11 protein-coding genes, 4 tRNA genes and 1 pseudogene are annotated in these 13536 nt (G+C 60.5%); 5 read left to right on the top strand and 11 right to left on the bottom strand.

Translation table 11 applies throughout. From position 1 onward, the window contains the following. Window position 1 precedes the first annotated feature (1 nt). Both JO236_RS20515 and JO236_RS20510 read right to left on the bottom strand, forming a co-directional pair. Window positions 2-1024, bottom strand: coding sequence for an acyl-ACP desaturase (locus JO236_RS20515; protein WP_293334797.1), 1023 nt, complete (start codon window positions 1022-1024; stop codon window positions 2-4). A 126-nt stretch (window positions 1025-1150) separates the two neighbouring features. Next, complete coding sequence (locus tag JO236_RS20510) at window positions 1151-1792, bottom strand: TetR/AcrR family transcriptional regulator (RefSeq protein ID WP_293334845.1); 642 nt, start codon at window positions 1790-1792, stop codon at window positions 1151-1153. 65 nt (window positions 1793-1857) lie between these two features. Here JO236_RS20510 and JO236_RS20505 point away from each other — a divergent pair, with 65 nt between their 5' ends. After that, entirely contained in the window at window positions 1858-2907 is a 1050-nt protein-coding gene (locus JO236_RS20505) for an oxygenase MpaB family protein (RefSeq protein ID WP_293334794.1), read from the top strand. Window positions 2908-2926: 19 nt separating this feature from the next. Here the strand turns inward: JO236_RS20505 and JO236_RS20500 are convergent, their stop codons facing one another. From JO236_RS20500 to JO236_RS20490, 3 genes are read right to left on the bottom strand one after another with little or no spacing between them, the layout of a single operon-like run. Continuing rightward, window positions 2927-3130, bottom strand: a complete 204-nt coding sequence (locus JO236_RS20500) for a zinc transporter Slc39a7 (RefSeq protein ID WP_293334792.1) — start codon at window positions 3128-3130, stop codon at window positions 2927-2929. Window positions 3131-3166: 36 nt separating this feature from the next. Next, window positions 3167-3535: an ArsR/SmtB family transcription factor gene (locus JO236_RS20495; protein WP_293334789.1), complete on the bottom strand. Its 369-nt coding sequence runs from the start codon at window positions 3533-3535 to the stop codon at window positions 3167-3169. Window positions 3536-3568: 33 nt separating this feature from the next. Continuing rightward, entirely contained in the window at window positions 3569-4075 is a 507-nt protein-coding gene (locus JO236_RS20490; RefSeq protein WP_293334787.1) for a nucleoside deaminase, read from the bottom strand. Window positions 4076-4189: 114 nt separating this feature from the next. Here JO236_RS20490 and JO236_RS20485 point away from each other — a divergent pair, with 114 nt between their 5' ends. Next, window positions 4190-5092: a class I SAM-dependent methyltransferase gene (locus JO236_RS20485; protein WP_293334785.1), complete on the top strand. Its 903-nt coding sequence runs from the start codon at window positions 4190-4192 to the stop codon at window positions 5090-5092. Here JO236_RS20485 and JO236_RS20480 read toward each other — a convergent pair. After that, a complete protein-coding gene (locus tag JO236_RS20480; RefSeq protein ID WP_293334842.1) occupies window positions 5078-5878 on the bottom strand; it encodes a TIGR04255 family protein in 801 nt (266 codons plus the stop codon). The genes JO236_RS20485 and JO236_RS20480 overlap by 15 nt on opposite strands. A 320-nt stretch (window positions 5879-6198) precedes the next feature. Then, window positions 6199-6271 (bottom strand) — tRNA-Lys (locus JO236_RS20475). Between the two features lie 122 nt (window positions 6272-6393). Here JO236_RS20475 and JO236_RS20470 point away from each other — a divergent pair. From JO236_RS20470 to JO236_RS20460, 3 genes are all read left to right on the top strand, one after another. Continuing rightward, window positions 6394-6466, top strand: a tRNA-Glu gene (locus tag JO236_RS20470). A 30-nt stretch (window positions 6467-6496) separates the two neighbouring features. Next, window positions 6497-6573, top strand: a tRNA-Asp gene (locus tag JO236_RS20465). A 26-nt stretch (window positions 6574-6599) separates the two neighbouring features. Then, window positions 6600-6676, top strand: a tRNA-Phe gene (locus tag JO236_RS20460). Window positions 6677-6708: 32 nt separating this feature from the next. Here the strand turns inward: JO236_RS20460 and JO236_RS20455 are convergent. The 4 genes and pseudogenes from JO236_RS20455 to JO236_RS20440 form a co-directional block, all read right to left on the bottom strand. Then, a pseudogene (locus tag JO236_RS20455) lies at window positions 6709-7780 on the bottom strand (site-specific integrase); the annotation flags it as partial. Window positions 7781-7925: 145 nt separating this feature from the next. Further along, window positions 7926-10949: a hypothetical protein gene (locus JO236_RS20450; RefSeq protein WP_293334782.1), complete on the bottom strand. Its 3024-nt coding sequence runs from the start codon at window positions 10947-10949 to the stop codon at window positions 7926-7928. Next, window positions 10946-12262, bottom strand: a complete 1317-nt coding sequence (locus JO236_RS20445) for a hypothetical protein (RefSeq protein WP_293334779.1) — start codon at window positions 12260-12262, stop codon at window positions 10946-10948. Before JO236_RS20445 ends, JO236_RS20450 begins: the two co-directional genes overlap by 4 nt. Window positions 12263-12600: 338 nt before the next feature. Next, the gene (locus JO236_RS20440) at window positions 12601-12942 is read right to left on the bottom strand and encodes a HEPN-associated N-terminal domain-containing protein (protein WP_293334776.1); all 342 of its coding nucleotides are present in this window, start codon (window positions 12940-12942) and stop codon (window positions 12601-12603) included. Window positions 12943-13536: the final 594 nt, after the last annotated feature.

Here is a 13536-nt window from a genome sequence, read left to right as displayed (position 1 = left end):
GCTACCGCCGGCTCATCGCCAGCTTGCCCGCGGTCTGATGCAGCTCGAACGCCGTCGTCCTCTTGCCCGTGCGGGCTTCCCGGTCGAGTTGGCGCTGCTTGGATATCTCGAACTTGTCGCAGGCGGCCTCGAGTTCCTTGATCAGCAGGGCCAGGTCGTCGCGCAGCTCAGCCGCCTCGCCGGTGATGTCCTCACGCTCGAAGAAGCGCCATTTCTTCAGCACCGGCATGACGACCTCGTCGAGGTGGATGCGGGGGTCGTACACGCCGCCGACGGCGATGAAGACGGCTTTGCGCCGGAATTCGGGCACCTGGAAGCCGGGCATCTGGAAGTTGCGCAGGATCTTGTGCAACGACCTCGTGGCCTGGTTGGGAGCGATCTCGAACCCGGCCTCACTGACGTCACGGTAGAAGATCATGTGCAGGTTCTCGTCGGCCGAAATCTTGGCCAGCAGCTGATCGGCGATCGTTTCGTTGCAGGCTTTGCCGGTGTTGCGGTGCGAAATTCGGGTGGCCAGCTCTTGGAACGTGACATAGATGACGGAGTCGAACAGGCTTTCGGCGAACAGGTCGTCTCGAACCTGGTGGTTCTGGCCCGGGCTGAAGCCCCGGTTGACCACCTCGAGGCGCAGCTTCTCCAATTCGACCGGGTCGACGGCGCGGGTCACCACCAGGTAGTCGCGCAGCGCGATGCCGTGCCGGTTCTCCTCGGCGGTCCACCGGTTGACCCACTGGCCCCACGGGCCGTCCAAGCCGAAGTTCATCGCGATCTCGCGGTGATACGAGGGCAGATTGTCTTCCGTCATCAGGTTCTGCACCATCGCGACCTGGGCAAGGTCGGAGAGCTTGCTCTGCTCGGGGTCCCAATCCTGCCCGCCGAGCGCGTAAAAGTTCTTGCCGTCTGACCACGGGATGTAGTCATGCGGGTTCCAGTTCCTGTGCATGCTCTCGTGCCGGTTCAGGTACTTCTCGACGACCGGTTCAAGTTCCTGCAACAGCTGTAGGTTTGTCAGCTCGGCTGACATGCTGCCTCCAGTTATCTGTGCCTTTGGGTTGCAGTCAATATATCTGTGTCGCTTAGTAGCATCAAGTTTGTTGCCGGCGTGGCATGTCGCCAAATAAATGGGGTCCCGACGTCCTTGCGTGGGCGCTCAGTCGTGCTGTCCGCCGGGGCGAGGGTGGTCGATTTCGCCCAGGTCGCGGGGCGATACGTAGCTAGCGGCCGTGCTGAGCAGCAGGTCGACGCAGTAGTCGATGAATTGCTTGCGGGTGGCTTTCAGCTGTCCGTTCAGATACGCGGTAAACAGGGCGGTCAGCCCGCCGATCAGGCTGGTGGCGACGAGTTTCTGCAGCACCGGATCGGTGATTTGGGACAACTTCTGCTGAAGCAGGTCAATGAAGTTGGGCATCCACTCCGCGCCTGACCGCGTCAGCACCGGTTCTACCGTCGGTGCTAGCAGCAGCACCCGGCCGCGCACCGGGTCGTCGACCATGAGTGCGACGAATTGCTCGACGGCCTCCCTGGGAGTCTTTGCCGACAGCAGGGTCGTCATCGCCCGCGCGCAGACGTCGTCGTAAACCGCTCGCACGAATTCGTCTCGGTCGGAGAAGCTTTCGTAGAAGTAACGTTCGGTCAGGGCGGCCTGGCGACAAACCGCGCGGACCGTCAGTCCCGGTCCGGCGTCGGAGCCGAGCAACTGCACCCCGGCGGCGATGAGATTGTCCCGGCGCACGGCGAGGCGGCTCTCCAGGGGGACGCCGGTCCACCGGCTCCGGCGTTGACCGGACTGCACATCGCTCCTAAACTGCATAATGACAACGCATGTAGTCAGAATTGCTGAGACCTACAGGAACACCAGTGACCCAAGATACTTCCGCGGGCTGCCCACTGACCAGCGCCAAAGCCGGCGGCGAGGCGGCAGCGCCCGAGGATTCGCCGGCCGGCCAGGAAATGGCCGGCGGCTGCCCGGTCGCCCCGCTGGGTTACGACTCGCCCCCCTTACCGCTGGGCCCGGAGTCGCTGACCTGGCGGTACTTCGGCGACTGGCGCGGCATGCTGCAGGGGCCCTGGGCGGGGTCCATGCAGAATATGCATCCTCAGCTGGGTGCGGCGGTTCTCGATCATTCGACCTTCTTCCGGGAGCGCTGGCCTCGGCTGCTGCGGTCGCTGTACCCCATCGGCGGCGTTGTTTTCGACGGTGACCGAGCCCCGGTGACGGGCGCGGAGGTGCGCGACTACCACACCACCATCAAGGGCGTTGATGCTCAGGGGCGCCGCTACCACGCGCTGAATCCGGATGTCTTCTACTGGGCGCACGCGACGTTCTTCGTCGGCACTATTCATGTGGCAGAACGGTTCTGCGGCGGAGTGACCGAGGAGCAGAAGCGCCAGCTGTTCGACGAACACGTCGAGTGGTATCGGATGTACGGCATGAGCATGCGCCCCGTGCCGGCCTCCTGGGAGGACTTCCAGGTCTACTGGGATCACATGTGTAACAACGTGTTGGAGAACAACTACGCCGCGCGAGCCGTGCTTGACCTGACCGCGCTGCCCAAACCGCCCTTCGCCCAATGGGTTCCGGATTGGCTGTGGGCCGCGCAGCGCAAACTGATGGCTCCCTTCTTCTTGTGGTTGACGGTCGGCCTCTACGATCCGCCCGTGCGCACGCTGATGGGCTACCGGTGGTCACGTCGCGACGAATGGTTGCACCGGCGCTTCGGCGATCTCGTGCGGCTCATCTTCGCCGTCGTGCCGTCCCGGTATCGCAAGCATCCGCGGGCCCGCGCGGGATTCGATCGCGCCGCTGGGCGCATCCCGGCTGACGTGCCGCTGGTGCAGACGCCGGCGCGCAACCTGCCGCCGGAGGACGAGCGCGACAACCCGATGCACTACTGCCCCAACGTCTGAACCGTTCTTGTTGCCGCGGTCAGCCGTGGGTGTGGCCGTGTGCCTCTTCCAGACCGGACTGGTGCACGTGCTGATGGGTGTGCTCGGTCCCGTCGTCATGGCTGTGTGGGTGCTCGTGGGTCACGTGATCGTGATCGTGCGCGGTGTGTTCGTGGGAATGGGTCACGTCGCCGTGCCGGTGTTCGTGCGCGTGAGGCGCATCGTGGGTGTGCTGTTCGGTCACCGTCGTCTCCCTTGGGTATTGGGTGGAATCTGTTAGCTAACTGATGGTTTCGGTCCGCAGTCCGCCGCCGCGGTGGTGGCGGGGGATTCCGGGACCTGCGTGCTCGGCGTTGAACACGGCGTCGATGACGAGCTGGCGGACGTGGTCGTTTTCCAGGCTGTAGAAGATCGTGGTTCCGTCGCGGCGGGTGCGGACCAGGCGTGCCATGCGCAGTTTGGCCAGGTGCTGGGACACCGACGGTGCCGGCTTGCCCACGTGTTCGGCGAGCTCATTGACCGCCATCTCACGATTTGTCAGCGACCACAGCACCTGAACTCTGGTTGGGTCGGCGAGCATACGAAAAACCTCGACCACCAAGGCGGCCTGGTCGTCGGGCAAACTATCTGCATCACTATCTGCATGCATACGCAGATAATAGCGGAAACGGTCGCACCTGTGTCAAGTTCCGGCCGGCGCGCCCGCGCTCGCTCTGCGCTGCCCGCCGTTGCGCTCCTGCCAGAATCGGTAGACATCCACGGCCGCCGGACGCGGTTCGTAGCGCATCGGCAGGCGCCGGTGCTGCCAGTCCTTGGCGAACTCGTCATAAAAGGTGGCCAGTTCGAAGTACTTGCGATCGTCGACGTAGTGCGGCTCGTAGGCGTCGCGCGTGGTCAAGAAGACGACCTCGTCGGGTGAGCAATAGTAGAGCGACCCCAGGCACATCGGGCACGGATGGGCCAGCACGTAAATGGTTGTGCCGGTGAGGTTTTCGGTTCCCAGCTTGGTGCACGCCGCGCGGATGGCGAGGATCTCGGCGTGCGCGGTCGGATCGTGCGTCTGGGCAACCTGGTTGGCGCTTTCGGCCAGAACCTCGCCGTCGCGCACGATGACCGTCGCAAACGGACGGCCGCCCTCGGCGACATTCTGGCGCGCGAGCTGGATGGTCCGTTGGGCAAAATCCGTCACTGGTGTCCTCCCGCGTGTGCAGACACTCGGAGGATAGTGCCCGGAACCGCGGAGCTCTCTATGATATTAACTAGATCATCTATCTTTGTCGGACTTTCCTTGTAGGGAGCAGCCATGGCGCGTACCGATCGCGATCGCTGGGATCTCGCGACGAGCGTCGGTGCGACGGCGACCATGGTCGCCGCGAGCCGGGCGCTGGCCAACGACCGCGGATTGATCGAGGACCCCTACGCCGCGCCGCTGGTGCGTGCCGTCGGTATCGACGTCTACACGCGCGTGGTAAACGGTGAGATTCCCGTCGAGGGGCACCCCGAGTTCGATCCGGACCGCATGGCGCGCGGGATGACCTGTCGCACCAGGTTCTACGACCGGCATTTCCTGGATTCGGCACAGGACGGCATCGGTCAGGCGGTAATCCTGGCGTCCGGCCTGGACGCCCGCGCCTACCGGTTGCCGTGGCCGGCGGGCACCGTCGTCTACGAGGTCGACATGCCCGAAGTCATCGAGTTCAAGACGTCGACACTGACTGACCTGGGCGCCGAGCCGACCGCCGAGCGCCGCACCGTCGCCGTCGACTTGCGTGACGACTGGGCCTCGGCGCTGCAGGCGGCGGGGTTCGACACGCAGGCGCCCGCGGCGTGGAGCGCCGAGGGGTTGCTGGTCTACCTGCCCGGCGACGCCCAGGACGCGTTGTTCGACAACATCACCGCCCTAAGCGCCCCCGGTAGCTGGCTGGGCTTCGAATTCGTTCCCGACACAGCCGTTTTCACGAACGACCTGTGGCGCGCACATCACGATCGGATGGCCGAACTCGGGTTCGAAGTCGACCTGAACGACCTCGTCTATCACGGCCCACGCAGTCATATCATCGACTACCTCAACCAGCGCGGCTGGCGGACCTCGTCGCGCACGGTCGCAGAACTACATGCGGCCAATGGCTTTGCGTATCCCGATGACGAGATCGCGGTCATTTTTGCCGATGTGACCTACACCAGTGCGGTTTTACTGCCGAAGTAGCTCGTCCTTTAGTCGGCTGGTAAGCGCGTCCTGGAACACGCCACGAGCCGGGGCGTACAAATCCTGATAAGTCGTAAGCAGTGCGTCCCTGCTGTATTCGGGGATGGAGCCGCTCGGCGTCCAGAAGCTGTCTATGTCCATGAGGAAGTACGGTCCGGTCTGGGGCGGGGTGGACCGGCGCAGGTGGTAATTGGGATCCAGCGCCTGACCGACGCCGGGACCATAACGCACGATCAGTGATCGACCCGGTTGCGCATCGCGGAAGACGGCCGCTCCTTGCCACTCCGTCATGGCCAGGCCCCCCGGAGTCAGGCGCTGCGGCCCAAGCAACGGCTCGGCGATCCAGTTGCTCCATTCGACGCGACCATCCACACCTACCGGGACGCGGATTTCCATCACGTAGCGCAGGCCGATGCGTTCGATCCCGACGATCGACGAGACCTGGGAGCGCGCATCGATGACGCGCATCATGAGATCGGACAGGGCCTCAAAATTGGTGTAGGCGCTGGTCTCAACCGTTGTCGCTTGAGATTTCATCGACGCGGCAATTGTGTTGTCGCGGTTGACGTAGCGCACAAAGCGCTCGGCCGTGGGCGTCGGCCCCGCGCCGCCGGGGGCCATCCCCCAGCCGACGTCCTGAGCCTGACGTTCGATCGGTAGGAAATCCGCGAGCAGGCGCTTGATCTCGCGGTTCGTGGCCTCGGTGGGTGCGTCAGTCGCGGGGTGACGGACTTCCATCGTGACTAGGGCGACAGGTGCGTTTGGGGAGACTCCAACCTCGTTCATCACGGGGAAGCATAGCCAAGCCCTCGGACACGCAAACCGTAACCGGTGCATTCGGCCTCACGACATATACCGGGGGCGGGCGGCGGGTGTCGGCTGCGGAGCCGTCTGCGGCCGGAGTTTGGGGCGCCTGAGTCACACGTCGAATCGGGGTCTCCCAGCTGTTGAACCCAGCCTCGCGGGACATGGACGGGTCGGGATGCCAAGCGAGCGTAGCTCTGGATCAGCCGAAGAATCTGTCAAGCATTAGCCGAAACAATGTCAGTCATCACCCGAGAGGTCGAGATGTCGAGCATTACCTGTGCGGTGCAATAGTGCGATAGTGCCCCCACTAGGACTCGAACCTAGGACCTGCGGATTAAAAGTCCGTAGCTCTACCAACTGAGCTATAGGGGCGCGGAGATTCAGGATACTGGGTTGGAAACCTAGCTCGTTTGAGGATTGGGCCTGCGGTGACCTAAGCTGACTTGGCTCCCAATGTGACCACGTTGCGAGTGCCCCGGAGAGATTCGGTTCTGGCCCCCTTCGTCTAGCGGCCTAGGACGCCGCCCTTTCAAGGCGGTAGCGCGGGTTCGAATCCCGTAGGGGGTACTGCGACGCGGTGACGTGGAGCAGCAGCAAGGCCCTGTGGCGCAGTTGGTTAGCGCGCCGCCCTGTCACGGCGGAGGTCGCGGGTTCGAGTCCCGTCAGGGTCGCCAACGCGGCGAGGCACGTGTTGCCTTCCGGCCAGGTAGCTCAGTCGGTACGAGCGTCCGCCTGAAAAGCGGAAGGTCGGCGGTTCGATCCCGCCCCTGGCCACCAGTCTTGAGCTGCACGGACGCTGCGACAGCACTCTATGGACGTTTTGGTGTGTCCGGTTCCTGTCCGTTCGCCTGGTTGGTGGCGGAGCTGTCGAGCCGGTCAAGATTCGTGGCTACGTGGTCGAGTTCATCCGAGTAGAGGTCGCTGTAGATGTTCGCGGTGACGGTCGGCGTGGAGTGCCCCATGGTTTTCTGGACGTAGCGAAGGTCAGCGCCGGAAGCTCGGGCCAGGCTCGCGTAGGTGTGGCGGAGGTCGTGAATCGTCAACGGGGCCAAGTGTGTTGTCTGCAGAGCACGAGACCAGCGGACGTGGCGACGCCAGTTGTTGGACCTGAGAAAGCCACCGTTTGGTGAGGTGACCGCTTGTTCCCCTGGTGCGCGGCCCGCGATTCGGGGCTTGAGTGCGTCGATGACGATTTGGGGTAGCGGGACGGTCCGCACAGCGGCACGAGTCTTTGGCGGTCCGACGATGATCCGCCCTTCCACTTCTGGAGCGGCCTGGCGGACGTAGAGCCGGCGCGCCACGAGGTCGACATCACCGACGCGCAATCCGACGAGTTCGGACCAGCGCAGTCCGGTGAACGCCAGGATCGTGACGACGTCGCCTTGGTCGCCGCACGCTGCCGCCAAAGTGGCGACTTCGGTCGCAGTGAGGTATTGGTGCCGATCTCGGGCGGGTATCCGCCCCGCCGACATGCCCTGCGCGGGGTTGCTGTGGATTCGACCGTCCTCCCGCGCCATTTCAAGGATCGACCGGAGTAGTCGGAGCGTGGCCAATTTCGCCCAGGGGCCGACGGTCATGGAATCGATGAATTGCTGTATATCTCTGCGGCTAATCTCGTCGACCGGGATGTGGCCGAATCGCGGGTTGATACGTAGTTCCCAGTGCTGGTTGTAACCGCTCCACGGCTTCGGTGATACGGCCGGGCGTTTCGACGCGGTGTATTGAGTACAGATTGCGGAAAGGCGGATTCGGCCAAGCCGGGGGTCGAAGCGCCTAGTTCCGATTGCAGCTTCACTGTCCCGCTCGGCCTTGAACGCGCGCCTCCCGTAGGCTGGCGAACGTCGAGGACGTCTCGACCCACCCCGACGGGGAGCTGGGGTCGGCTTTGGGGCGGTGCCTCGACGTCGCCCGGGCGAGCTTGGACGCATCGAAGGAAAACCGCCGCTACTGGCAAGCAGATCCCCTCTCGAGGGTCCGGCCTGCGTCGCGCTTCAAGTGCCCACAGGGCTGCTTCGCGCGTATCCGGCTACTGGCCGGGCGCTGACTGGCTCTCGCTGCCGGCGAGTACTGGTTCTGCTTTTTGAAAGAATTTCGCGAAGTGCTCCAGGGCGTCGCGAGGGGAGGAGCCAAGGTATGCGCCGAAAAAATCGGAAAGGCTAGTTTCGGCGGTAACATAATCGCTCATTGAACTTATTCCGATAAGTTGCTGCTGTGCGCCCAACTGCACAGCGATCTGTGCGGCCCTAACAGCAATTGATACAGCACCGGCAGCAATAGCGGCCGACCCCGCTCGCCATAACGCGCGCGCTGTTGGAATTCCGGGGACCTGTCTAAGCCGCTCACCGAACACGTCGCAGCACTGATGCGCTAAGTGCACGTCATACCGCGACGCATATGCGACGAGCAAAACAATGGTTTCGATCGCTCGCCAACGGAATTCGTTGTTCGCTGCGAGGTTGCTCAGATCTCGAAGGATGAGCGATAATGCAGTGTCGGACCGAAGTTCGATAGCGCGATGCCCCGCAACAGTGAGAAGTTCGAGGACGGCATTTAGCTGTTTGACAGAGGAAATTTGTGGGTCCGATAGAGGCTCAGCAACTAAAGCTGTCGTCATGTCTGCGGTTCCGCTACTTTCAAGTATCGGCTTGACGATTGACTCGGCAATGCTGAAGAGCGACGAAGGCCTGTCGATTGCATGCTGAATAGCGGAATTTACTGCGTCCCTCACGACTGCACTCACCGGCGCAGGGGCGTCGTCCTCTCGTGCCGAACGCGCCGCTGCTTGATATTCGGGCGCGGCAACGTCCATGGGTTGGTCGGGTGCCGTGACTTGCCTTGCCTGTTCCCTCAGTTTCCAGCGTGCCAACTGCTGGCGACGTGAGTGCCTAACGCTCGAAAGGTGTGCGCCGACAAGTCTGGTCAAGCTATGAGCCACTGCATGCGCAGTACCCGTGTCGCCCGAGAAGGCTAAATCTGCCGAAAGCTTCGTCATGGCGACTACCCCACTGCTTAGTTCCTCGATATCCGAGCTATCTAAGACTCTTAGGCTCCTTTGGGTTCTCGATATAACACGATGACTAATCGCTTGAGATCGCGTCGGGACTATGTGCGCTAAATCTTGATGTTGGCCAGCGATTAGTCCGAACCCCGCCACGAACCTTAGGCGAGCACCGTTGCCAAATTCACTCTGACTAAGAATATTGCGGATGCCGCGGTATGACGGCAATAAAATCCCGCGTCGGTGCGACTTTATAACTTTATCCCAAGAATCGCGCCAGCCATTTAACTTCATCTCAAGATTTGGAACGGATTTCGCAATGGCATTCAGCTGGAGCGTGTGTGCCTGGCAGTAGCCGAATTGCTTTCCGCAAGAGCGTGCCCGCGGCAGCTGCCAAGAAGCAAAACCAGCCGCGGCCCGAGCCGAGTCGGACCGGCTCAGCACCGTCAAGAGCGTAGAAACCAACGATACAGCCCATATGGCAACGGCGGCGGTGCACATCCAATCGTGACTACGCTTCATGGGCTCGGTTGTAGGCTGCCAGATAGACAACGCAATCAGAGCTACCGAAGCCGTGTATGTCGCCGTTAAGGTCCAAGCTCGGCTGACGTATCTGCCGATCGTCCCCGGTAATCGGCTCGCCGAGAAGTTGACAGCGAAGACGTGGGTTGTTGCAAGGACGGCAATCGTCGCAATGGCTATTTGTAAGGTGATATTAATTGGTTGAAGTCGGACCTGAACGCGATAAGTAAGAATGCCAACCGCAATAATTAGCGCCAAAATTAAGCCCCAAGCCGGAACCGTGACTACCTCGCGCCAAAGAACAAGCGCATATTTTCGCAGACCATTGCGATCAATTTTATCGGCTTGGTTTAACAACGGCGCGTCCGCGAGTCGACTGAGCGACTGAAACTTCTCAATATCAGAATCCGACGCAATTGCAATTTCTGCTAGCTCGCCAGCGGCCTGGCGCCCCCGCTCTCGCAGTGACACGGCAACGAGGCGCGCGGCAGTGTCGCGGTTTATCTCAGGAACGCCGGACGAATCGCCGTTTGAAGCACGAATCGCTTGAAGAGCGGATCCGAATAGCTCCGGCCGCTGCCGGAGTAGAACGACCACTGCGTCCCTAGCGACTATGTGCAGAGAATTTTCTTCATACGGATCGATATCAGCTGCTGCGACACCTAAAATGTTCAGTAATAGTTGCCGCGCTGTGTCCTCCGGTAGGACACTGGCAACATGTCGAATCGTCTTCAATAGAACGACAATAGACCTTTCGTCACTGCAGGCGAAATCTGGCACTAATAGATCGCGCGACACGATTGAGGCAAGTTCTTTTACGTCCGCATGTCGCACTAGCCAGTGATGGACGGCCTGTCGCCAGTCGCCTAGAGAGGTGTCGACAGCCAGCGTGATGACAGGTTCGAGGAGTGAATCGCTAGATCCCAAGATTACAGCTCGTGAGGCGGGCTTGCGAAGAATCGCGTCCAGCAGAATTGCGTCGTCCACCGCTTGGACTGGAGAGCTTGCAAGAAATTTGACGGCTTTGATAAGGAATGCGCATAAAAATGGGCTTCGCTTATTTTCATCCTCACCACTAGGGTCTGCACTCTCTGAATTTGAGTCGACGACGTTAGCGCTCTCGTCAGTAGTCTCCTCTTTTTGTCGATAACGTCTATCGAAAATCGGAATGCCGAACTTGGTGACTTCCGTTGGCAAGGTATCGGCGACTGGCTGTTCAGGACGTCGATCTGTCGCCGCTGTGTCGGACGTAGTTTGGACGTCCTGCTGATCGCTGGCTGGCTCTAGGTCGGCGCGATCGCCCGATTGCGCTCGTGCATGATGGTTCGCACACTGAACTACTATGTGGATCAGCGCAGGCAGCAATAGCCTTGCGAGGGTAGAACGCACCGATTGCTTCGAGCTGACGGCCAGATCGGTCGCAATCTCAAAAAAACTTCCTCTCCGAACGCGCAGGGACAGGTATCGAAACCACTCATTGAGGCTTAATCGAGCGAGTTCGGGAGGAATAGCGACATCTTCAACGCTCACTTGCTTACTGATGCCTTCGTGTCGTCATTTCCCTCTAGTCGGATGGAAATGGCTTCCGCCGCTGGCTTCATATCTCTATGGCCACTGAAGTACAGGTCCGGTGGTATCTCTATATCCATCGTGGCTGGGGCCCCGAGGATCTGTCGGCAGCGATGCTCGTAGGATGCCAAAAATTCCTCTCCGAGCTGTCCCATCATTACGGCGTATTCCCGCTCGCGGCGAGGTACTTCGGGGGTATTCCAGGCGGCGGCAGTTGCGACGCGGGTGGCCCATTGCTCACGTGCGATCTGTAAGCCAATAAATGGCTCAAGTACGCTTAAACCGTAGGCACTTTGCTGCTGGTCAGCGCCTCGTATATGGCAAACATTCGCGTGTACGTCAGTTCGTTGGTTTCTATCCTCGAGATAGACTTCATCATTATCAATAGTAACTTTCTCCGGCAACAACAGTCGAAGACTTTGATCAGGAATAACTCCAAACGATAAGTAGCCATTTCCGCATACGTGTGCATCACGCGCAAGGTGTGCCAAATAGTTTTGGATCAACCCAACATCAATGTAATCGCGTATAAATGAAACCGCGCGCTGAGTGGCCCCGCCGCTGACCGTCATGCCTCGGCTTAGCAACATTGACACTTTATCGATAGAATCCCTAATCACCGGCGAGTCGTTGTAAACTCTCCGCAGGATAGGGGCTTGATTGGCGATCTGCTCGCGAGTCATTAACGAAGTCGCGAACGATACATGCAGCGGCCTTCCGCTTGCCTCAGCGCGCGCGGCGACCAATTGTGCAGCGCCTATCCACCCCTCGGATCGCATCGTATCCGCTATTTGGTTATCGGATTTCAAATCCGTCTCTTCAGCAAGCTGTGGAAGATTTTCAGCGACTCCGTCGTTCAAGATTCGCGTGGTGAGCGTTCGTCGGGCAATGAGCCGTGCCAGCGTGGAAAGAGTATGTTTAATTTGGATTTCTACCGGATTGTTGGCAACTATGACGTAGGTCAGCGGCCGTTCCTGATTAGTCGCGGTTGGAATGAATAGACTGTGAGCTGGGGGAAGCGCATCAAGGAGGGGGATTTGGCGCTGTGGTTCGGCCTCTCCTGTTGCGAAATAGAGTACAAAGCCATGCAGAATTGGGTTCAGAAATGCGCCGTGCTCGTACAAGCCGAGCCGGACATGCTGGCAATCCGCGTCGTCGGGGCTGGTGCCGGCCGAGATGTGAGAGGCGAGGCTGGTGAGCGCGTCAGAGGACGCCGTTACATGCGAACTCGTCACAGTGCGGTAGAGCTCTCGAGGTTCGTAGCTCGACTTCACCGCGTCGTCTCCATGCGTACGAATCTAATCAAGGTTTTCACCGGCGGCGGTCTCCCGCGCCCAATCTCGGGTGCAGCTCGCTAGCATGTCGGGCTTCGGGAATTGGCTGCTGCATGCAGTGAACAGTGTCAATCTGGCGAGACTGCGCGTGAGGCATTTTCCGCACGTTCACGGTTGCCCAGCGTTGCGGATAAAGCTGCCGCAAGCTGGGATGCGAACGCCGGTCCGTCATTTACAAGGGCATAGCCACCAGGAAGCCCGCCTTGGCTGCAGAGGAGCCTTCGCCGACGGACTCACACATGGCTTCCCCACGGCGGTTGTTCCGCGAGCGGCGCATGTCACGGTTCGCCGAGTAGAACGTCCGACCGGTAAAGTACGAACTCGGCGAACAATATGTTGATATTCCTTACTACCCATACGGTCTGGTGCTCTTCGGATTCGTAGGTGGTCGCGCCTACGTACTCGCCCTCATCGAGCAGCACGGCCTCGTCGTCGGCACGTGCATAGCGGTGGTGGACTCCGACCATGAAGCGGGACATGAAGTCGTCGAACGAGACGGCGATCGATTCTCCGTCGGCGTCGCTAATATTGCAGTAACTACATGACGTCTCGGTCGCATAATCACGGATCAGCTGCTTTAGCGCGACATCATCGACGTGATCAGCGCATACCGACTTCATCAGAGGACCAGTAGCCGCGGGAGGCCTCTTCAGCGGCCCGCGATTTGAAAAAGCCCACATCTACGATGTGTCAGGTCAGACCAACTCGTCGCCCGTATTCGCTGGCGGCCACTATAGCCGACTGGCGGTGCGCTTCGCGAACGAGCTTCGGGGCGTCCACATCGGCAACCTAGATTGGGACCGGTCGCAGGCCTCGTTGCCGCAGGGAACGCCGACGAGGTGAACAGCGTCTGTCATGCGCTGCAGCCCGTTCGCGGTGCCGGCGAGCATAGTCCCGAGCAGGTGACATACAACGGTGTTACGTGTACGGTTCCGCGCGGTTGGGGCAAACACCAGTCGCGGCATTTGGCCTAGCGACCGGGTGCGTCCGGCGCCGTGGCTCTGTGGTACTGAATCGCTAGTCGCACCAATGCATCACTGTGGGCCGAGTTACCGAAAATTCGCCGCTATATGTGGGAATCGATGGAAATCGCCGAGTTCCCGATGTGTCCTATCATTGGCGAGTCCTCCTGCGCCACAGGAAGAGACAGTCAACACAGGGTCCGGATGCGAAGTGGGTTCTGAAAATCCGTTGGGTCGCGGGTTCGAGCCCCG

Origin of the sequence: Mycobacterium sp. (assembly GCF_019247635.1) — a bacterium.
GTDB lineage: Bacteria > Actinomycetota > Actinomycetes > Mycobacteriales > Mycobacteriaceae > Mycobacterium.
Note: the sequence above shows the minus strand (reverse complement) of the source record. Positions and strands in the feature narration are given on the sequence as shown.